18 protein-coding genes are annotated in these 20,312 nt (G+C 72.7%); 8 read left to right on the forward strand and 10 right to left on the reverse strand.

Annotated features, from left to right (window positions below; genetic code table 11):
• Nucleotide 1: 1 nt before the first annotated feature.
• Nucleotides 2-478 carry a roadblock/LC7 domain-containing protein gene (locus ACZ5CW_RS21120; protein ID WP_468603502.1) on the reverse strand — a complete coding sequence of 159 codons (477 nt, stop codon included), beginning with the start codon at nucleotides 476-478 and terminating at the stop codon, nucleotides 2-4.
• Nucleotides 475-3,396 carry an ATP-binding protein gene (locus ACZ5CW_RS21125; RefSeq protein ID WP_468603504.1) on the reverse strand — a complete coding sequence of 974 codons (2,922 nt, stop codon included), beginning with the start codon at nucleotides 3,394-3,396 and terminating at the stop codon, nucleotides 475-477. Before ACZ5CW_RS21125 ends, ACZ5CW_RS21120 begins: the two co-directional genes overlap by 4 nt.
• 314 nt (nucleotides 3,397-3,710) lie before the next feature.
• Between ACZ5CW_RS21125 and ACZ5CW_RS21130 the strand changes: the two genes are divergently transcribed.
• Complete coding sequence (locus ACZ5CW_RS21130) at nucleotides 3,711-4,673, forward strand: ABC transporter substrate-binding protein (protein ID WP_468603506.1); 963 nt, start codon at nucleotides 3,711-3,713, stop codon at nucleotides 4,671-4,673.
• A 363-nt stretch (nucleotides 4,674-5,036) separates the two neighbouring features.
• Here the strand turns inward: ACZ5CW_RS21130 and ACZ5CW_RS21135 are convergent, their stop codons facing one another.
• Complete coding sequence (locus ACZ5CW_RS21135) at nucleotides 5,037-5,492, reverse strand: tellurite resistance TerB family protein (protein WP_468603508.1); 456 nt, start codon at nucleotides 5,490-5,492, stop codon at nucleotides 5,037-5,039.
• A 159-nt stretch (nucleotides 5,493-5,651) separates the two neighbouring features.
• Between ACZ5CW_RS21135 and ACZ5CW_RS21140 the strand changes: the two genes are divergently transcribed.
• Nucleotides 5,652-6,011: an ArsR/SmtB family transcription factor gene (locus ACZ5CW_RS21140; RefSeq protein ID WP_468603510.1), complete on the forward strand. Its 360-nt coding sequence runs from the start codon at nucleotides 5,652-5,654 to the stop codon at nucleotides 6,009-6,011.
• A 36-nt stretch (nucleotides 6,012-6,047) separates the two neighbouring features.
• Here ACZ5CW_RS21140 and ACZ5CW_RS21145 read toward each other — a convergent pair whose 3' ends face one another.
• Together ACZ5CW_RS21145 and ACZ5CW_RS21150 are read right to left on the reverse strand one after the other, a co-directional pair.
• On the reverse strand, nucleotides 6,048-6,509 hold the full coding sequence (locus ACZ5CW_RS21145; protein WP_468603512.1) for a DUF6114 domain-containing protein: 462 nt from the start codon (nucleotides 6,507-6,509) through the stop codon (nucleotides 6,048-6,050).
• Nucleotides 6,510-6,514: 5 nt separating this feature from the next.
• Nucleotides 6,515-7,198, reverse strand: a complete 684-nt coding sequence (locus ACZ5CW_RS21150) for a DUF6230 family protein (RefSeq protein WP_468603514.1) — start codon at nucleotides 7,196-7,198, stop codon at nucleotides 6,515-6,517.
• 624 nt (nucleotides 7,199-7,822) lie between these two features.
• Here ACZ5CW_RS21150 and ACZ5CW_RS21155 point away from each other — a divergent pair.
• Nucleotides 7,823-8,473, forward strand: coding sequence for a Tat pathway signal sequence domain protein (locus ACZ5CW_RS21155; protein ID WP_468603516.1), 651 nt, complete (start codon nucleotides 7,823-7,825; stop codon nucleotides 8,471-8,473).
• Between the two features lie 18 nt (nucleotides 8,474-8,491).
• Here ACZ5CW_RS21155 and ACZ5CW_RS21160 read toward each other — a convergent pair whose 3' ends face one another.
• Nucleotides 8,492-9,448 (reverse strand): lytic polysaccharide monooxygenase auxiliary activity family 9 protein, encoded by a 957-nt coding sequence (locus ACZ5CW_RS21160; RefSeq protein WP_468603518.1) that lies wholly within the window; start codon nucleotides 9,446-9,448, stop codon nucleotides 8,492-8,494.
• A 360-nt stretch (nucleotides 9,449-9,808) separates the two neighbouring features.
• Between ACZ5CW_RS21160 and ACZ5CW_RS21165 the strand changes: the two genes are divergently transcribed.
• Both ACZ5CW_RS21165 and ACZ5CW_RS21170 read left to right on the forward strand, forming a co-directional pair.
• Complete coding sequence (locus ACZ5CW_RS21165; RefSeq protein WP_468603520.1) at nucleotides 9,809-10,456, forward strand: ScbR family autoregulator-binding transcription factor; 648 nt, start codon at nucleotides 9,809-9,811, stop codon at nucleotides 10,454-10,456.
• A 20-nt stretch (nucleotides 10,457-10,476) separates the two neighbouring features.
• Nucleotides 10,477-11,676, forward strand: coding sequence for a damage-control phosphatase ARMT1 family protein (locus ACZ5CW_RS21170; protein WP_468603522.1), 1,200 nt, complete (start codon nucleotides 10,477-10,479; stop codon nucleotides 11,674-11,676).
• On the opposite strand, the gene ACZ5CW_RS21175 is transcribed toward ACZ5CW_RS21170, so the two are convergent.
• The gene (locus ACZ5CW_RS21175) at nucleotides 11,653-12,915 is read right to left on the reverse strand and encodes a cytochrome P450 (protein ID WP_468603524.1); all 1,263 of its coding nucleotides are present in this window, start codon (nucleotides 12,913-12,915) and stop codon (nucleotides 11,653-11,655) included. The two genes, ACZ5CW_RS21170 and ACZ5CW_RS21175, sit on opposite strands and share 24 nt — an antisense overlap.
• Nucleotides 12,912-13,730: an alpha/beta fold hydrolase gene (locus ACZ5CW_RS21180; RefSeq protein ID WP_468603526.1), complete on the reverse strand. Its 819-nt coding sequence runs from the start codon at nucleotides 13,728-13,730 to the stop codon at nucleotides 12,912-12,914. The genes ACZ5CW_RS21175 and ACZ5CW_RS21180 overlap by 4 nt, the downstream gene beginning before the upstream one ends.
• 143 nt (nucleotides 13,731-13,873) lie before the next feature.
• Here ACZ5CW_RS21180 and cyc2 point away from each other — a divergent pair, with 143 nt between their 5' ends.
• Nucleotides 13,874-16,036, forward strand: coding sequence for a germacradienol/geosmin synthase Cyc2 (gene cyc2, locus ACZ5CW_RS21185; RefSeq protein ID WP_468603528.1), 2,163 nt, complete (start codon nucleotides 13,874-13,876; stop codon nucleotides 16,034-16,036).
• Here the strand turns inward: cyc2 and ACZ5CW_RS21190 are convergent.
• A complete protein-coding gene (locus ACZ5CW_RS21190; RefSeq protein WP_468603530.1) occupies nucleotides 16,029-17,546 on the reverse strand; it encodes a hypothetical protein in 1,518 nt (505 codons plus the stop codon). The two genes, cyc2 and ACZ5CW_RS21190, sit on opposite strands and share 8 nt — an antisense overlap.
• Before the next feature lie 49 nt (nucleotides 17,547-17,595).
• Nucleotides 17,596-18,315, reverse strand: coding sequence for a CTP synthase C-terminal region-related (seleno)protein (locus tag ACZ5CW_RS21195; RefSeq protein WP_468603532.1), 720 nt, complete (start codon nucleotides 18,313-18,315; stop codon nucleotides 17,596-17,598).
• An 82-nt stretch (nucleotides 18,316-18,397) separates the two neighbouring features.
• On the opposite strand from ACZ5CW_RS21195, the gene ACZ5CW_RS21200 reads away from it, so the two are divergent.
• Nucleotides 18,398-19,276: a LysR family transcriptional regulator gene (locus ACZ5CW_RS21200; protein WP_468603534.1), complete on the forward strand. Its 879-nt coding sequence runs from the start codon at nucleotides 18,398-18,400 to the stop codon at nucleotides 19,274-19,276.
• Nucleotides 19,277-19,441: 165 nt separating this feature from the next.
• Nucleotides 19,442-20,005 carry a PDZ domain-containing protein gene (locus ACZ5CW_RS21205; protein ID WP_468603536.1) on the forward strand — a complete coding sequence of 188 codons (564 nt, stop codon included), beginning with the start codon at nucleotides 19,442-19,444 and terminating at the stop codon, nucleotides 20,003-20,005.
• Nucleotides 20,006-20,312 lie beyond the last annotated feature (307 nt).

Below are 20,312 nucleotides of genomic sequence, written 5' to 3' on the forward strand. Positions count from 1 at the left end.
CTCAGCGTGCCGACGCGGTGCCGACGCTGTTCTTCAGCTCCAGCACGAGCTGGGGACTGAGCGCGGCGCCGGCGCGGTTGGCGAACAGCGTCATCTCGTAGGCGATGTTGCCGAGCTTGGCCTCCTTGTCGGTGACGACGCCCAGCACGGCCCCGCTGCCGATCGCGGAGACGATCACATGGCCGCCCTCCAGATCGATGATGACCTTGTTCAGGCCGCCCAGGCCGTAGTTGCCCGAGGCGCCCGCGGCCAGGCTCGTGATGCCGGACACGATCGCCGCCAGCCGCTCGGAGTCCGCGTGCTCGCGCAGCTCCGACACCGCGATCAGCAGGCCGTCGGAGGACACGGCGATCGCGTCGACGACGCCCGCGGTCTCGGTCGCGAATCGGTTCAGCAGCCAGGTGAAGTCGGCCGCGGCTGCCCGCAGGTCGGTCGGCGTGGTGCCGCCCGTCGCGGTGTCACCTGTCGACGTGCTCACTGCTCGGCTCCTTCCGGAAGGTGCTTGTGGTCGTGCGGAGAGGGGGTTGCGGTGCCTCCGGCGGTGGTGCCGGGGGCGGGGGTACTCGGACGCGTGAAGCTCCCGGTGTCGCTGTCCCGCTGGGCGCGGGCCACGGCCGCCTCGAACTCCTCCAGGGCGCTGCGCTCGGCCTCCGCGTCCCGGGTACGGGCGGCGACCGGCACGGTGTGCGCCGAGCCGGCGGTGGTACGAAGCGTGGCTCCCCGGACACGGCGGCGCAACGGGCGGGACGTACCGGTGGGGCTTGGTGCTGCCGTTCCGGTGCCTGGGGCGGACGCCGTGGTGGTGGGGGTGGCCGGGGCCCGTTCGGGGTCGGGTGTGGGGGAGTGGCCGTCGGCGTTGTGCGGGGCGGGTGCCGGGGCGGTGGGGCTGGGTGCTGCCGTTCCGGTGAGCGGGGCAGGGGCCGTTGGGGCGGGGCGCTGCTCGGGGTCCGGTGCGGGGGAGTGGCCGTCGGTGGCGGGCCGTTCGGCGCCGGTCGCCGGTGCGCGGCGGGGGACCCGGCGGGGCAACGGGCCGGCTTGCCCGGCGGCTCCGGCCGGCTTCGGGGCGCGGCCGTCGGTTCCGGGACGGTCCTGCGTGGCGGCCGTGTCGCGCGTCCGGTCCGTGGCGGCGTCGGCGACGCGGGTCCGGTCCGTGGCGGTTTCCGGTGTGCCGGTCCTGTCGGTGGCGGAGCCCGGCGCGTCTGTTCGGTCCGTGGCGGTTTCCGGTGTGCCCGTCCTGCCTGTGGCGGTTTCCGGTGTGCCGGTCCTGTCGGTGGCGGTGCCCGGTGCGCCTGTTGGGTTCATGACGGCACCCGGTGCGCCCGTCCGGCCCGCGGCGGAGCCCGGCACGCCGGTCACGTCCGTGGCGGTGCCCGGTATGTCGGTGCGGTTCGGGGCGGTGTTCGTGGCGGCGGACCGCGCCGGAGCGGTGGCCGCCGGGCTCAGGGGCAGCAGCAGGGAGGGCGGCAGGGTCACCTCTGCCGTCACACCGCCGCCCGGTGTGCGGGTCAGCTCGACGCCGGTCTCCCAGCGGCGCGCCAGCGCGCCCACCACGAACAGGCCCAGCACCTTCGTCGGCACCAGGTCCAGGCGCTCGCGGCGGATCAGCCGGGCGTTCTCCTCGGCGAGCCGCTCGGCGCTCATGCCCAGGCCGTGGTCGGTGATCACGACGTGGGCGCCCTCGGCGACGGAGCGGACGGTGACCTCGACGGGGCTGCCCTCCGGCGAGAACGACACGGCGTTCTCCAGGAGTTCGGCGATCATCAGCGTGAGGTCGCCGATGATGTCCGGCTCGACCATGGTGTCCGACGCGGCGTACAGCCGTACCCGCTGATAGCCCTCGATCTGCCCTAGCGCGGCCCTGACGACGTTGGACAACGCTGTCGGACCCGCGTCCAGCACGGCCTCGCGGATCCCGGCCAGCAGCATCAGGCTGTCGGCGTTGCGGCGCAGGCGCACGGCGATGTGGTCGATGGAGTACAGGCGCTCCAGCAGCGCCGGATCCGTCTCGCCCCGCTCCACCGCGTCGATCAACGCGAGCTGCCGTGTCGTCAGGTTGCTGACGCGGCGGCCCACGTTGCCGAACATCTCGGCGGTGTTGCGCCGGCTGAGCACCTGGCGTTCCAGCAGCGCCGCTGCGGTGGTCTGCACCTGGTTGAACGCCTGCGCCAGGTCACCGATCTCGTCGCGCGCGGTCACCGGCATGTCCCGCAGCCGGGGCGGACCGTCGTCCTCGGCGTCGTCGTCGGCCACCCGGGCCAACTCGCGCCCGGCCACCTCGGCGACCTCGCGCGCGGCCCCGGTGAGCGCCTGCACGGGCCGGACCACCGAGCGGCGCACCAGCACCGCGAAGGCGATCCACAGCAGGAAGGCGATCAGCGCGCCGCTGAGCAGCAGACCCGCCCGCCACCGCGCGGAGACGGCGGCGGCGTGCGCACGGTCGGCGATCCCGTCGATCAGCGAGGTGGTGATCTTCAGTCGGCCGGCGGCCTGTTCGGGGTAGGCGGGATAGTCGGCCAGCGCGTTCTGGACCGCCCGCCGGATCTCGTCCTGGCCGTCGGCCTGCAACCGACCCGCGTCCACCTGGAGTTCGGCGTACGACTCGGCGATCCGCCGCTGCGCCGGGGCGTGCTCGATGCCGGCGAGCCGCTCGGCCTGCGCCGCGGTGGCGAACCGGCCGAACCGCTCGGCCTGGTGGCTGTAGAGGTCGTAGGCGCCGACCGCGTTGGTGAACTCGATCAGCGCGTTGGTGTCCCCCGTGGTGGCCGCGAACACGTTGGTCTCGAAGGCCCCGTGCGCGGCGTCCGCGCGCAGCAGGGAGTCGAGCAGGCTGCCGGTGAAGGTGTCGGCGAGATCGGCGTTGCGGTCGAGACCGAGACCGTCGATCAGGCCTTGCGCCGCGTTGGTGTAGGCCGGGTCGATGTTGTCGGCCGGCAGATACGACTGCTGCACCGAGGTGCGCAGGCTGGTGAGGCCCTCGATCTCGCGCAGGGCCCGCGCCTCGCTCTCCGGCAGCCGGTCGCCGAAGGCCTCGCGCACCGTCGCCACCTGGGAGTCGACCGCCGCCTGCGTGGCGCGGTAGGCGGACACGGAGGGTTTGGCATGCCCGGACTCGTAGCGTGCGGAGAGCAGGATCGCCTGCTGGTGCTCGGCCTCCACCCGGTCCACCAACCGGGCCACCTGCGCGCTGTCCCGCACCAGCCGGGCCGCCGAGGCGGAGCCGTTCGACTGCTGCACCAGATCGGTGAACAGGTAGGTCAGCAGGCCGGCGATGACCGCGAGAGGGACGCCGACCAGCAGGTTGAGCTTGCGTCTGAAGGGCCAGCGGTCGGCGAAACCCCGTACTCCACCCCGTGCCGGGGCGTGCGGGGCGGGCGCGTCCACCTGGTTCGTGGACACCGGGCCTCCTTCGTGGGTGTCTTGCCCGACGGTGGCGTCACCCTCGGGCGTGCGGGGGTGTCGTCCCCTCGGATGTGAGGGGCTTCGTCGCCCGGAACGCCTGCGTCACGACACCGAAGCGGAGCCCCGTACACCGCTGTGGCCGATCTCAACTGCCCTGAGAGTACACATCCCTTGACGCACTGTTCAGCGCGCCTTTCATCAAGAATCCGTTACAAAGGGACCGCTCTGCGTGCGCAACTGACCACAGATCGAGGCCAATCGGTGATCTGTGGCCCTTGACTGACCAAGAACAGGCTGGATTGGATCAGCGAGTGACTTCAACGACCCACATCAGCAGGTCCATCCGGAGGAACCGAGGCGCGGCGGCGGTCGCCCTCGCGGCGGCGACGGCTCTGCTGGCGGGCTGTTCCTCCAACGACGACAAGGCCGACAACCCCCTGTCGGACGACGGCAAGGCGAGCGGCGACAGCGTTGTCGTCGGTTCCAACAACTTCCCCGAGAGCACCCTGCTCGCCGACATCTACGGCGAGGCGCTCAAGGCCAAGGGGGTCAAGGTCACTTACAAGCCGAACATCGGCAGCCGCGAGACCACCTACGGTCTGCTCAAGAACGGTTCCGTCTCCGTCCTGCCCGAGTACAACGGCGCGCTGCTCGCCTACCTCGACCCGAAGGCCGCGCCGAAGACGACCGAGGCCACCACGGCGGCCATCGAGGCCAAGCTGGACTCCAAGCTGACCCTGTTGGAGCCCTCCTCGGCGCAGGACAAGGACTCGGTCACGGTCAACGCGGCCACCGCGAAGAAGTACGACCTCACCGGAAAGTCGTCCATCGCCGATCTCAAGGACATCGCGAAGGACCTGGTCATCGGCGCCTCGCCGGAGTTCCAGACCCGGCAGCAGGGCCTGGTGGGCCTCAAGTCCGTCTACGGCCTGGAGTTCAAGTCCTTCAAGGCGCTGGACGCGGGCGGCCCGCTCACCCAGGCGGCGCTGAAGAAGGACGCCGTGCAGGTCGCGGACATCTTCACCACGGACCCGACCATCTCCAAGGAGAAGTTCGTCGTCCTGCAGGACCCGAAGAACCTGTTCGGCTTCGAGAACGTCCAGCCGCTCGTCTACAAGAGCGCGCTGGACCAGAAGGGCGTCGACGCGCTCAACGCGGTCTCCGCGAAGCTGGACACCGCGACCCTGCTGGACCTGGGCACCCAGGTGCAGTCGCAGAACAAGGACCCGCTGGACGTGGCCAAGGCCTGGCTGAAGTCCGCCGGCCTCGTCTGATCTCCGTTTCCGCAACGACCGCGGACGGGACGACGTGGGTGCCCCCGCAGGCCGGGGTCACCCACGTCGTGCTGGGCGGTGCCGACCTCGCGCCGCCCGTGCCGATCCGGCCGGCCGGCGCCAGGACCGAACCCGCCGTCGGCCCCGGCGCACCGGCCGGGTCCGTCGGGCCCGACGGACGGCCGACCGGCTCGCCCCAACCGGCTCCCCGTACGGCCGCCGTACCGGCGTCGGCACGCATCGCCCGATCGTCGCGCTCCCCCAGGGGGCCGTCCGCTCACCGGGGACATCACCGCGGCGACCGGACTGCTCCACCGCCTCATGGAACCCCGAGCCCCGCGGGCCACGCCGTCGGCGCGGAGATCAGAGGTCGAACTCGTGCGGCGGCAGGTCCAGCGTGTAGCACGCCTCGCGCACCACCGCCTGCTCGGTCTTGTCGAAGTCGCCGTCCGCACCGCCGATCACGATGCCGATCTGGATGACGGCCCGCGCCTCGGCGGGCTTCTTCTTCGCCTTGGCGATCTCCTGCAGCACGCTCACCTTGCCGAAGGCGAAGTCGGTCGTCAGCCTGTTCAGGTTCTCCTCGAAGCGGCGGCGCAGGTCGTCCGCCGGGAAGTTCTGCAACACCTCGTTCGTGGCGATGAGCTGGGCCACCCGCTGCCGCTCAGAAGGGTCGACCGTCCCGTCGGCGGCGGCCACGAGGGCGCACATCGCCATGCTCGCGTCGCGGAACGCACCGCTCTTGAGGTCGTTCTTCTTCGCCACCAACTGGGTCTGCATCTGCGACGCGGACTCCTTGAAGCGGTCCCACAGGGCCATGTGCACTCCTCGTATCCCCGGCCGGCCGTTCCCACAGCGCGCCGGCCGCAACTTCTACAGCACCGTAGAAACTCACGGGACGGCCGAGAAGTTCCGGAGACCTAGACTGAAATCCCGGACACGGACGGCACGGCGACGAGCAGCGGAAGGAAGGCGACAGTGGCGACAGCGCCCGGCACCGGCCATCAGGACCCCTCCGCCGAGGTACTCGCCGCGGCGGCCGCCGCCTTCGGGCTGCTGGCCTCGCCCGCCCGGCTGCACATCGTGTGGGCGCTGATCCAGGGCGAGAGCGACGTCACCGGGCTCGCCGAACGGGTCGGCGGCGCGCTGCCCGCCGTCAGCCAGCACCTGACCAAGCTCAAGCTCGCCGGACTCGTCCGCTCCCGCCGTGAGGGCCGCCGGCAGGTGTACTTCGTCGACGCCGCCGAACAGGCCGCGGTCGTCGGTGTCGTACGCCTCCTGGTCGGCCGGCTCGCCGAGCGGGACAGGCCCGGCACGGCACCGGCGCGCCGCCTCTGAGCCCACGCCCGAGGCGGACCACGACGGCCCGCGTCCTCAGGCCGCCCCTTCCATCCCGTCCGCCACGGACGCGCGCGCCGCCGCCCGCTCGGCCCTCGCCTGCCTGCGTCGCCTGCGGCGGCTGACACGCGGCTCCTGGTCCGGGAGCCAGCCGAAGGTGAGGCAGCTTCCGGTGGCGCCGAGGAGGAGGCCGAGGAAGAACCCGCCCAGGTTGGAGGTGAGCCAGGTGCCCAGGGAGAGCAGGATGCCGGTGATGGAGTAGAAGAGGCGCTGCGAGGGGTTGAAGAGGATCAGCAGGCCCAGCAGCAGCATCAGCGTCGGCAGCAGGTAACCGGCCAGGCCCTGCATGCCGATGTGCAGCACGACCTTGAGCGAGGCCTTCTCGGTGAGCAGGATCTCGCCGCCGCCCAGGGCGAGCAGCAGCCCGCCCCAGAACGGCCGGCGGGCCCGCCACCTGCGGAAGGCGGGCCTCGGTCCCTGACGTGGACGGTCCGGCACGGCGATCAGCAACCCGAGCTGCTGAAGCGGAGCTTGAGTCCCGGCAGCTTGAACACGCCAGCGGTGGTCGCGTAGTTGGTCTGCCTCAGATGGGCGATGCGCACGGTGTCGGCCTGCTGGCTGAAGACCCCGATCGGACCCTTCACGCCCGCCTTGGTCAGCGTGCTCGCGTCGTTGCCGATCTCGATGTTGTTGAACGCCGCGTCACCCGACAGCTCGGTGGAGTCGGTGGTCAGATCGGTGGCGGTGACCTTCTCCGCCCCGCTGCCCGCGGTGATCAGCAGGTTGGTGCCGCCGAGGTCCACGCTCTGGCAGAGCTTGGTGAGCGTGGCGTTCTTGATCGCGGAGGTGACCACGAGCACCTGGCCGCCGGTGTCCCCGGCGTTCGGGCTGCCCTCCGCCATGTTGTCGAGCGCGCCGAACTGCTCGAAGCCGGTGCCGTTGAGTTCGGTGGCGGTGACGGTGAACGGCATGCCGGAGATCGCGAACTGCACACCCAGCGCTCCCTGCGCGGTGAGGACCGCGAGGGTGGCGGCGGCGAGGGTGGCGGGCACCGCCATCACGGCGGCCCGGCGTGCCCGGACCCGACCCCGTTTTTCGCCGCCGGTGCTCGGTGTCTCGGACGGTGAACCGTTACCCGGGTTCTCGGGGGTGTTGCCGACGGACGGAACGTCCGGGGACGAGGCCATGTCTGCTCCCATGGGCGCGGATCAATGCGGGTTGGGCTTCAGTGGCGCGGTGTCCTGGCGCGGACAGCGGCTACCGCGTACGTCTCCTCGCGCTCCCGGCGGATGCAAGGGCTTTCTCGTTACGCGTCAGTAGCCTTCGAGGAAGTTACCGCCGGTTACATTGAAGGGTCAAGGGAGATGTGGAAAAAGGGTGTCGGATGTGCGCGGCCCGCGATCACCGGCAACAACTCGCTGACCACGCCTTGACGTTGACACTTCATCAGGTCTACAACTTGCCCTGTTTCCACGGATCCGTGGCGCCGGATCCGCCGAGCGGCACCGGCCGCGTTCCCGGCCCTGTCACGGCAGCCGCTCACGTCGATCACCGCAACCGCTCACGCCGGCTCACGGCAACCGCTCACGCCGGCTCACGGCAGCCGCTCGGGTCGGCGTACGGCGACCGCTCACCGCGGCCCACGGCAGTTGCGCGCTTCCCCCAGGCCCTCGGCCGGCGCACGCCTGCCGCCGTCGCGGGTCCGTCGCGTACGGAGAAGGCGCGACGGCCCGCGCCGGCGGCACCACCCGCACAGCCCGCCACCCCCCACGGCACCTCATCCGAACCCCACTCAGGAAAGAGGCACCCCCATGCGCAAGCGATCCCTCCTCGCCCTCGCCGGCACCGCCGCCGCGCTCGCCCTCACGGCGGCCGGGCCGGCCTCGGCCGCCGGTGCCGTCCTCACCACCGGCGGCGTCGGCGGCACCGCCGTCGCGGTCGGCGACACCCTGACCGCACCGCTGGCCTCCGGGACGTCCGCGACGTTCTACTCCAGTGCGACCGGCACCAGCGGCGTCAAGTGCACGGGCTCCCAGTTCACCGCCACCGTCACCGGCAACCCGGCCGCTCCCGGCACGGCCACCGAGTCCGTCACCGCGCACACCTTCGACGCGGCCACCTGCACCAGCAACGTCACCGGTGTCCTCGGCGTCAACGGCATCACGATCGACAACCTGCCGTACTCGGCGACGGTCGCCTCCGACGGCACCCTCACCGTCTCGCCCCCGAGCGGTTCCGTCGTCCAGGCCACGGTCAAGCTGCGCACCCTGCTCGGCTCCGTCACCTGCGTCTACCAGGCGCCCGGTCTGACCGGGAAGGCCGACAACGGCGACAGCAGCATCACCTTCACCAACCAGCAGTTCACCAGGACTTCCGGCTCGTCGCTGTGCTTCGCCAACGGCTACTTCACGGCCAAGTACGCGCCCGTCACCGACGGCGGCGTCCGGGTCTACGTCAACTGAGTGCTCGTGCGACCGATGTCAGCGTCGACGTAGACGCAGCGCGAAGGCGGCGCCCCCGGTGAGCAGCAGCACCGCGGCGGCGCCGCCCGCCAGCAGCGGGGCCGAGGGGCCCGAGCCGCCGTGCGTCGCCTCCGCCACCGGAGTGCTGTCACCGGCGGCCTCCCGGGGCCGCGAACGCCGCTGGTCCCCGGCGGCGTCCGACTCCGCCGCCGGAGCACTCCGCGCCGCCGGGCTCTGCGTCCGCGGCGCCCGTCCGCCCGGAGCCGGCGCGGCCGCCGGACTCGTGCCCTCCGCCGTCCTCGGGGTCCGCGCCGCGCCGGCCCCCGACCCGCCCGCCGGGAAGTCCACGTCGGAACACGAGTAGTACGTGTCCGGCGTGCTGCTGTTCTGCCAGATCGTGTACAGCACCTGACGTCCCGTCCGGTCCGCGGGCAGGGTGACCTCGAGGTGGTACGCCCCGTTCCGCAACGGCGGGTCGGTGACCTCTGCGAAGGGCCGCTCCGGCAGGTCGGACCACTTCAGCGGCTTCGCCGGGTCGTAACCGGGCTTGGTCAGGTACAGCTTGAACGTCCCCTCGTGCGCGATCGTCGAGGCGTACGTCATCGTCAGCCGGTCACCGGGTGTCAGCCGTGTCGCCGGCCAGTCCCGCCGGGGCAGGTCGAGCCCCCGGTACGCGGGCAGATTGCCGCTGCACAGCCTGCCGTCCGGAATCACCTGCCGGTCACGGCCCGCCACCCCGGCCACCCGCAGGTTGTCCCACGCGGTGAACGGAGCGCCGTTCGCGGCGATCGCCGCCCCGCAGGCCGCCGAGCGGCCGGCACTCCCGCCCTCGGGGGAGCAGGCGTAGACCCGGCTGACCGGATCCGTGGGGGCTCCGTGCGCCTGGGCAGACCCCGCCGCCCATGACAGGAGCAGGAGCGGGGCCGCCGCCACGGCGGCCGCCGTGACGCTCAGGCGGGTGGTCATCCGAGTCATCCGGGACGTCTCCTCGGCGTGCGCGGGGAACAGGGTCTGCGGCGTCCAGTACGGGCCGCACGTCCGCCGCGTTCAGCGCCGATCCGGCGTGCCGGTACCCCGGGGGGCGCGAACGCACCGACCGGTTCGGCTGTTCGCGCCTGCTACGACACCCCATTGAGGAGCCGGTGTCCGCCTCGTATCGTGGCGATCACGGACGCGGCGGCCGGCGTCCCGCGGCCGCCGGGAACGGCCGGGGGCCGAAGTCAGCAGCGGCCTGCAGGCCGGACTCCCGTCGGCACTCCGTGAGTTATCGTGGGCGGCGGGCTAAAAAACAAACCGCATGTCCCGTTCGTTCAAGGCGCAAGGAAGGGTCACACGATGGCGAGGCAGTTACGCGCTGAGCAGACCCGGGCAACGATCATCACGGCCGCCGCCGATCTGTTCGACCGGCATGGCTACGAATCCACCAGCCTGAGCGACATCGTGGCGCACGCGAAGGTCACCAAGGGCGCGCTGTACTTCCACTTCGCCGCCAAGGAGGACCTGGCCCACGCGATCCTGGAACTCCAGGCCCAGGCCGCGCAGCAGATCGTGGCCGAGGTCGAGAGCCGCGGGTACTCCTCGCTGGAGGCCCTGATGCGGGCGACCTTCGGGATCGCCCGGCTCGCCGTGGAGGACCCGGTGCCGCGCGCCGGACTGCGCCTGGCCGCCGCGGACGTCGCCGTACGGCCGCCGCTGCGCCATCCGTTCACCGAGTGGCTGGAGTTCGCCTCCCGGAAGTTCACCGGGGCCGTCAGGGAGGCCGACGTGCACGGCGACCTCGATGTCGGCGCCGTCGCGCACTCCCTCGTCTGTTTCTTCGTCGGCACCCGGGTCGCCGGCCGCTCGATCGAACCGGTCGGACGGCTTCCACGGAGGGTCGCCGAGATGTGGCATCTGATGATCAGGGGTCTGGTCCCGGTGCATCGCCGCCCCCGCTACGTCACTCTCGCCACGCAACTGGAGCGTGAGATCAGAACCGCCTGACGCGCGCTACGGTGACCGGCATGCCCGACACTCCCTTCGCACCCGTGATTCTCGGCAACGAACCCGGCTCGTTCCCGCACAGTGTGCTGGCCGAGCGGCACCCCGCGATCATCCGGCAGGTACGGGACGCCTTCCCGTACGACCCCGGGCAGCACCGGGCGCTGGACGAGCTGCTGCGCAGCTGCGCCGAGGGGACGATCGAGCCGCTGCCGGCCGACGCCCCGGACCGCGGCCGCTGGCACGACTGGGACCTGCCCGACCATGCCGGGCTGTCCTGGTACGACGTGCCGTGGCTGTGGTCCGAGAGCTACTTCTACCGCCGGCTGCTCGGCGCCGTCGGCTGGTTCGGCCCCGGTGCCTGGCAGGGCATCGACCCCTTCCGCCCGTTCAAACGCGCCGAACTCGACGCGCCGGAGACCGACGAGGAACTGGCCGCCCTGGACGCGCTGAGGGACCTGCCGGAGGAGGAGCGGGCGCGGGCCCTGCTGCACGGCTCGCTGTGGGGCAACCGTGCCGACCTCGGCTTCCGGCTCTCCGCAGCGGGCGCCGCGGTCCGGGAGCCGGCCCCCGCCCTGGTCGCCGACGACAGCGAGACCCTGTGGGCGCTGCTGCCGCCCGGCGGGACGGGCACGCTCGTGCTGGTCGCGGACAACGCCGGCCGTGAACTCGTCCCCGATCTGCTGCTGATCGCCCATCTCCTCGCCGAGGGGCGGGCCGCACGGGCGGTGCTGCACGTCAAGCCGTACCCCTACTACGTCTCCGACGCCACCACCGCCGACGTGGTCGACGCCCTGCACCGGTTGCGGGCGGCGCCGGGCGCGGCCGCCGAGTACGGGCGCGTGCTCTGGACGGCCATGGCCGACGGCCGGCTCGACGTGCGCGCCCACCCCTTCTCCTGTGCCCCGCTGCCGTACGCGCGGATGCCCGACGACCTGCGCGCGGAGTTCGTCGCGGCCACGCTGACCGTCGTCAAGGGAGACCTCAACTACCGTCGGCTGGTGGGCGACCGGTTGTGGCCGCCGACCACGCCCTTCCGGGGGGTGACGGCCCGCTTCCCCGGCCCGGTCGCCGCGCTGCGCACCCTCAAGTCCGAGGTGGTCACCGGTCTGTCGGCACCGGCCGAGGCCGCGCTGGTGGCGGCGGAGGACCAGCGCTGGCGCACGAGCGGCACACACGCGCTCATCCAGGTCGCTCCGTCAAGCGACGCGGACCGGGAGTGACTTGATGCCGTTGATGAAGTTGGACACCAGCCGCCCGGCGGGCCCGGCGAGGAGCGGCACGGGCAGGACGCGCAGCACCTCCTCGTAGAGCACCCGCAGTTGCAGCCGCGCGAAATGCGCGCCCAGGCAGACGTGCGGACCGTCCCCGAAGGAGACGTGCGGGTTGGCGGAGCGGGCCAGATCGAGCCGGTCGGGCGCGGCGAAGACCCGCTCGTCCCGGTTGGCCGACGCGTGGAACACCACGACCTTCTCGCCCGCCCGGATCCGCCGCCCCGCCAGCTCGGTGTCCCGCACCGCCGTGCGGCGGAACGTCAGCACCGGCGGATGCCAGCGCAGCAACTCCTCCACGGCGGACCGCGTCTCCACCTTTCCGGCGCGCAGCAGCTCGTACGCCTCCGGATGCTCCATGAGGGCCAGCAGCCCGCCCGGGGCCGCGCTGCGCACCGTGTCGTTGCCCGCCACCGTGAGCAGGAAGAAGAACATCTCCAGTTCGGCGGCTTCCAGTTCGGTGTCGTGGGCGAGCGTCGTCAGGATGTCGTCGGCGGGGTGCCGTCCTTTGTCCGCAGCCGTCTGCCGGGCGTAGGCGAACATGTCCCGCAGCCGGGCCGGTGAGCGCGGATTCACCGGTCTGCCCGCCTCGTCGAGCACCGGTGGACCCGCTTCGTCCGGGTCCTGGTAGCCGATGACCCGCTGGGTCCAGTGCAGCAGCAGCCCACGGTCGCGCTCGGCGACGCCCAGGAGGTCCGCCAGGTTGAGCAGCGCGTACTCGTCGGTGACGGCGGCCACCAGATCGACCGTGCCGTCCCCCTCCCGGGCCGTCTCCAGCGCGCCGGCGAGCAGGGTCCGCGCCCGCTCCCGGGCGACCGCGGCGAACCGGTCGACGCGCCCGGGTGTGAACGCGCGGCTCACCAGCCGCCGCAACCGCCCGTGCCGGGGCGGGTCCTGATTGAGCATCGTCCGGCGGATGAACGGCAGGTCCTCCGGATCGGGATCCCGGATCTGGGTCGCCCCGAGGTACGAGGAGAACGTCGCCGCGTCCTTCAGCACGCGCACGACGTCCGCGTGCCGGGTCACCGCCCAGAACCCGGGACCGGCCGGCCAGCCCAGCACCTCCGGCTCCGCCTGCCAGGCCACCGGATGATGGTCGCGCAGGACGCGGTAGGCGTCGTAGGGCACCCCCGCGGCGTACCGGCGCGGGTCGAACACGTCCGGCACGGGGGGCAGTTCGCGCACGCTCACGCCGGCTCGCCCGCGGGAGCCGAGTCGCCGGAGTCCGCGGCGGCCGTGGTGTCCGCCCGCAGGAAGTCCTCCACCACCCGGACGAGTTCCAGCGGTGTCTCGTCCATCGGGTAGTGACCGGCGGACGGCAGCGCGGCCAGTTCGGCACGCGGATACCAGGACAGCCAGGTCGTGCGCAGCAGCGCCGGCGAGAGGGCCGGATCGAGTTCGCCGGCCACCGCCAGGGCGGGCACCTCGCTGCCCTCGACGTCCGTGTGGAAGTCCTCGCCCGCCCATGAGTCGAGCCAGGCCCGGAACGCCTTGGCGTCACTGCGTTCCAGCGAGCGGGCCACCATCCGGTCCAGCCAGGCAGCGGGGCGGCGGCTCCCGGTGGTGAAGTCGATGATCGCGCGCCGGTTCTCCGCCTTGTGCGCCGCATCCGTGAACAACGCGCCCTGCCCGTCGACCAACGGCATGCCCGAGGCGGGCACGGGCGAGACGCCCGCGATCCGGCGCAGCCGGTGCGGGGCGACGGCCAGCAACCGCTGCGCCACCGCACCGCCCATGGAGTGCCCGATCACCGAGAACCGCTCCCAGCCGAGCCGGTCGGCCAGCTCCACCAGGTCCACGGCCGCCTCGGCCGTCGTGTAGGAGCCCGTGGCGTCCCGGGCCGCGCCGTAGCCGCGCAGGTCGACCAGCGCGTAGGTGAAGGCGGTGCGGTCCAGATCCGGCAGGACGGCCGCGTAGGCGGACCGGTCGGCGAACCAGCCGTGCACGGCGAACACCTTGTGGGCGCCGTCGCCGTGCACCTCATGGGGCAGCACGAAGGAGGTCATGGGCCCACGGTGGCGCCAGCGGGGGGGACACGGCAACCCATGGACGGACACGGAAGTTCAGGGTTTCGAAAGCAGTTCACGCGATGGTGTGATCATGTCCGGCGCGGCGGATGGGGCTTTGGACCCGCGGGTAGGGCCCGGCCATGACGCAGCCGTTCGAACTCCCGCACTTCTACATGCCGTATCCCGCCCGCCTCAACCCCCACCTGGACGAGGCCCGTGCCCATTCGACGCGGTGGGCACGCGAGATGGGCATGCTGGAAGGGTCCGGGATCTGGGAGCAGGCCGACCTGGAGGCGCACGACTACGGGCTCCTGTGTGCCTACACCCACCCCGACTGCGACGGACCCGCTCTCTCGCTCATCACCGACTGGTACGTGTGGGTGTTCTTCTTCGACGACCACTTCCTGGACATGTTCAAGCGCACCCAGGACCGCGCCGCCGGAAAGGCCCACCTGGACCGTCTGCCGCTGTTCATGCCGCTGGACCTGTCGACTCCCGTACCCGAGCCGGAGAATCCCGTGGAGGCGGGGCTGCGGGACTTGTGGGCGCGTACGGTGCCGTCGATGTCCGTGGACTGGCGCCGCCGCTTCTCGGTGGCCACCGAGCACCTGCTCAACGAGTCGATGTGGGAGCTGTCCAACATCAACGAGGGTCGGGTCGCCAACCCGGTCGAGTACATCGAGATGCGCCGCAAGGTGGGCGGTGCCCCCTGGTCGGCGGGGCTGGTGGAGTACGCGACCGCCGAGGTGCCCGCCGCCGTCGCCGGCACGCGGCCGCTGCGCGTCCTGATGGAGACGTTCTCCGACGCCGTCCATCTGCGCAACGACCTGTTCTCCTACCAGCGCGAGGTCGAGGACGAGGGCGAGAACAGCAACGGCGTGCTCGTCCTGGAGAAGTTCTTCGGCTGCACCACCCAGCAGGCCGCCGAGACCGTCAACGACATCCTCACCTCACGGCTGCACCAATTCGAGCACACCGCCCTCACCGAGGTCCCCGCCGTCGCCCTGGAGAACGGGCTCGGGCCGGACGGGGCCGCCGCGGTCGCCGCCTACACCAAAGGCCTCCAGGACTGGCAGTCCGGCGGCCACGAGTGGCACATGCGCTCCAGCCGCTACATGAACAAGGGCGCCCGCGCCCGGTCGCCGTGGCAGATCCCGACCGGCCCCGGCATCTCGGCCGCGGACGTCGGCGCACTGCTCGCCTCGGCGGCCCAGGAACGCCTGCGCGCCTATTCCCACGTGCCCTACCAGAAGGTCGGCCCCTCCCTGCTGCCCGAGTTCCACATGCCGTACGAGGTGGCGCTGAGCCCCCACCTGGACAGCGCCCGGAGCAACCTCCTCGCCTGGTCGCACCGTATGGGCATCCTCCAGGAGGGCGTCTGGGACGAGGACAAGCTCGCCGCCTACGACCTCGCGCTCTGCTCGGCGGGCCTGGACCCGGACGCCACCCCCGAGGCCCTCGACCTCAGCGCACAGTGGCTCGCCTGGGGGACGTACGGCGACGACTACTACCCCTTGGTCCACGGCCACCGCCGTGACCTGGCCGCCGCCCGGCTCACCACGGCCCGGCTGTCGGCCTGCATGCCCGTCGAGGGGGAGCAGGCCGTCGTCCCCGGCGACGCCATGGAGCGCGGGCTGGTCGACCTCTGGACGCGCACCACGGCCGGGATGACACCCGACCAGCGCCGCACCCTGAAGGCGTCAGTGGACACGATGACCGAGAGCTGGGTGTGGGAGCTGTCCAACCAGCTGCAGAACCGCGTCCCCGACCCGGTCGACTACCTGGAGATGCGGCGCTCCACCTTCGGCTCCGACCTCACCCTGAGCCTGTGCCGGATGGGACACGGCCCCGCGGTCCCACCGGAGGTGTACCGCAGTGGCCCGGTGCGCTCCCTGGAGAACGCCGCGATCGACTACGCCTGCCTCCTCAACGACATCTTCTCGTACCAGAAGGAGATCGAGTACGAGGGCGAGATCCACAACGCGATCCTGGTCGTGCAGAACTTCTTCGGCGTGGACTATCCGACCGCGCTCGGTGTCGTGCACGACCTGACGACCCAGCGCATGCAGCAGTTCGAGCATGTGATCGCGCATGAACTGCCCGTGCTGTACGACGACTTCGGGTTGTCCGGGGAGGGCCGGGCGGTCATGGACGGCTATGTCCTCGACCTGCAGAACTGGCTGGCCGGCATCCTGCACTGGCACCGCGAGGTCGACCGCTACAAGGCCGAGTGGCTGGGCCGCCGGGCCCACGGCTTCCTGCCCGGCCGTGCCCCGGCGCTGTCCGTCCAGCTCGTCAGCTGACCCCTCCGGCCCGCTGCGCGGTCTGTGCGGCGAGTTCGTCCAGCGCCGTGCGGGCCGCTCCGCGCAGCTCGCCGCGCAGCGCGTCACCGCCGGCCAGGACCGCGCGGGCCTCCTCGGTGAGGTCCGCGTCGGCCAGGGCGCCGGCCAGCGCGTAGTGCTCCTCGACGACGAAACGGCCGAGGTCCACCTCCCGCCAGTGGGCGAGGGAGCCGTCACCGGGGGTCTCGAGGGTGTCCCGGAGCGCGGACAGCGTGCGCGCGGCCGGCCCGAGCCGTCCCGTCGCCCGCTCCAGCCGGGCCTGGCCCACCCTGGCGGAGACCCGGTCCCGGCCCGTGTCCTGGAGTGCGGTGTACAGGCGCTGGGCGCGCAGCGCCTGTTCCGGATCGCCCAGCTGCTCGAGGTCCGAGGCCAGGAGGCGCAGCGGGGACGGGTCGAGGCCGGTGGGCGTGCCCGGGCGCCGCAGCAGGCTCTGGTTCATGACGATGGCGTCCAGGCGCCGGATCAGGGTGACGCGCGCGAGTTCGGTGAGTCCCTGGGCCGCGGCCAGGTCGGTCCACGTCGACAAGGGCTGCTCGGCCGGATCCGTGCCGAACAGGGACTCGTCCGACTCCTCGGCCCAGCGCCGCAGTTCCTCCCCACCGGCGCCGGGGCCGGGTATGCCGCCCGGAACGCACCGGGTGTCGTGGGCGGTGTCGCGGACCTCGTGCAGCAGCGGCAGGTCCGCCGGGTCGCCGTGCAAGGCCACCAGGACGGCCGCGAGCAGCAGTTCGTCGCTCAAGGAGGACTCGGCCTCCCGGCGCAGCAGCAGCCGGAGCGGCTCCAGGTCACCGGCCGCCCGGTCGAACTGGGCGGCGCGCAGGGCCAGCCGGCGTCGTACCGGATCGTCGGCCACGGACGTGTCGCCCGCGCGCAGCCCGGCGAGCGCGGACCGCCCCCCGGCCAGCACCGGCTCCCACAGGGGCGGGCGCGGGTGCGAGTCGAGGAGGCGGTAGGCCATCCCCTCCTCGGTGGTGAGCAGCACATGGTCCGGCTCGGTGCGCAGCAGCGCCGCGTGCAGCAGGCCGATCAGCTCGGCGGGGGAGCGCTCCGGCAGACCGAGCGCGGCGCGCAGTGCGGTGCGCTCGGCGTCGATGCCGTAGCACTCGCGGATCTCGTCCTCGTTCTCGGCCACGTACGCGAGGATCTCCGCCTCGTCGTGCTCCGGCGACAGGTGCAGGTAGTCCTGCCAGCCGGGCAGGCCGATCATGACCTCCAGCGCCTCGTCCGCGCTCGCCCCGATGATCCCGGCCCCGCCCTCCGAGTCCGCGTACAGCATCGACCCGTCGGCGCACAGGAAGTACGTGCCGCCGGTGCCGTCGCCCGCGATCACCTCGAGCGGTCCGCCGGAGGCCAGGTGGACGGGTTCGACATGGCCGTGGGCGGCGCGTTCCAGGTCGAAGTCGAAGGGGACGGCGGCCAGCTCGGCCAGGCGCGGATGCTCCCGGAGCAGCCGTAGGGCGTGATCGGTCATGTCACCGAACGTAACAGCCGGCACTGACAGCGCCCCCGGGAGGCCGCTGTCAGGCCGACCGGCGTACCCGCCCCGCGTGGTCGACGGCCGCCCGGGCCAGCGCCCGCAGCACCGGGTGGGGTACCGAACCGTCACCCGACAGCTCCGGCTGGAACAGCGTGGCCAGGAAGAAGGGGTGCCCGGGCAGTTCGGCGACCCGGACCTGGCCGTCCTCGTCGTGCCCGGAGAAGCGCAGGCCGTGGGCGCGCAGCGTGTCGAGGTGGCGCGAGGGGCCGTACGCGCAGAAGTACCGCTCGACCGTGCGCGCCGAGCCGATCACGGACCCGGCCAGCGAGCCCGGCTCGATGGTCACCGCGGCCTCGTGACCCACCAGGGAGCAGGCGAGCGGTTCGATCAGCGGGTCCTCGGCCTCCGGGTCGTTCTCGGCGTGCGCGGCCCCGGTCAGTCCGCACACGTTCCGGGCGTACTCCAGCAGCGCGTGCTGGAAGCCGCCGCACGTGCCGAGGAACGGAACTCCCTCCTCGCGCGCGGTGCGCACGGCGGCGAGGACACCCGCCTCGCTGCGGTACGGGCTGCCCGGCAGCACCCACACGGCGTCGAACCCCTGTACGGCCCCCGCCGCTTCGGCGTCCCGCGAGGCGATCCAGTACGCGTCCAGGACCAGCCGGTCGCGTGCGGCCAGGGCGTCCAGCAGGAGCGGCACGCGCGTGTGCGAGACGACGTGGGGGGAGCGGTCGCCGACGAGGGCGATGGTGGCGGTGTTCGTCATGGCCGTCATCCTCCGCGCACCCTGCAGTTCACGTCCAACGATGATCACTGCACCTTCGATAAGCAGTACTGATGGAGGTGGAATGCTGGGCCGCATGGACCCGCATCTGCTGCGCACGTACGTCACCGTGGCGCGCCTCGCCTCCTTCTCGGAGGCCGCACGCGAGCTGGGCTACACCCAGTCCGCCGTCTCCCAGCACATCGCCGCCCTCGAACGGGACCTGGGCGCACCCCTGCTGACCCGGCGGCCCGTGGCACCCACGGCCGCGGGCGAGCGGCTCCTGGAGCACGCGGGCCCGCTGCTGCTGCGCCTGGACGCGGCCCGCGCCGACATCGTCCGGATGGCCGCCGCACCCGCTCCCGGCCTCACCCTCGCCACCACCCCGACCGCGCTCGGACCGGGCCTCCTCGCCGCCCTTCCGCCGTCGGGTGTCACCCTGCGCGTCCTGACCCGCGCGGAGATCCCGGCCGCCGTCGCCACCGGCACCGCCGGCCTCGGTCTCGTCGACGGGCTCGCCGCACCCAGCGATCCGCTGCGGCTGCCCGACGTGGCGCCGCTGACCACGCACGGCGTCGCGGAGGAACCCGTGAGCGTCCTGCTGCCCGCCGGGCACCCCCTCGCCGGCCGTTCCGGCCTGCGCCTCGGTGATCTCGGCGACGCCCGCTGGCTCGACGCGCCCGACGCCGCCCTCCCGCTCGCGCAGTTGCGTGCCGCCGTCGGCGGCGGCGCCTTCCGCCCCGGCCTGCGCTACGAAGGCACCGACCTGCGCACCCTGACCGCCCTCGCGGCGGCCGGACACGGCCTCACCCTGCTGCCCCGCTCGATCGCCACGGGCCTGCCCGGCACGGTCGCCGTCCCGCTCACCGCCCCGCGGGTCGTCCACCGCACGGAACTCCTGCACGGCGGCAGCCCCGGTGAAGCGGCGACGGAGACGATCCGCAGGCTGAGGGAGGGCGCGTGATCCACTGGCTGCCGGAAACCCCCAGGTCCCCGCCCGAGCCGGGGCGCGGTGGCGGTGCCTCGACGGCCATGACTACCCTCCGCGACCCTTCGGCCAGTCTCACTCGTTCGTGTCTCGTCGCGGCCCGGCGCCCCGGGTAGAGCACCAGCCGGAGGCGAGCGAACCATGGAACAGACTGCGTTGCGTCCCAAGCCGATGCCCGGCCAGGACCGGCGGGAGGACGACATCCCCGGCCCGGCCCGCCGTCCGCACGCCGTGCCCCGGCGCGGACGACGGCTACGGACCCTGCTGTTCGGCCTGTTCGCCGGCACCGTGCTGATGCTCGCCGGTGTCGGCGTCGGCACCGTCGGCGCCACGGTGATCGGTATGAGCAGGCTCGCCGAGCTGCAACGCCAGGCCCCACCGGCCGCCCGCTCGGCCACGGCCACTCCGGCGCTCACCCCGAGCCCTGTCCCGGCCCCGGCAGGGGCGACCCTGGGTCTCGAGGCCGTCGACGCCGGGAAGTCGGGCGCGCTGGTGGTCGGCGTGCACGTGCCCGGACCGGGCTACACGGCCGGCCTGGTCCGCGGGGACGTCCTGCTCCGGTTCGGCACCACCCGCGTCGGCACCGCCGCCGACCTCGCCCGAGCGGTCGCCCACGCCAGGCCTGGAGAGAAGGTCCTCCTCACCGTGCGTCACAGCACGGGGGGATACCAGCAGTTGACGGTGGCCCCGGGAGTGGTGACCTGAGGGCTGCCGGGCGGGCGGGGTACGAGCGGGGCCGCGTCCGGGACGGCTGACGGGCGGGCGGTGCCGCGATCCGGCCGTGAGTGCGACGTGCGTCGGCCTTCGGGGGGGCCGGAGCCCACCACGGGCGGTCGCGCTCCGGCCGCCGTCCCGGTAAACCCGCTGGTGACCGTCCGCCCCACGCGCCATGATGGCCCCATGCCGCGCCCCCTTTCCCGCGGGCCCCGGGTCACCGGTCCCGCACTCGCATCGCGGACGCCGGGCGCACCGGCCCCGCGACCGGCTCGCGTGGCCGTGGCCGGGCGGGCAG

Source organism: Streptomyces sp. NPDC031379, from assembly GCF_055569615.1.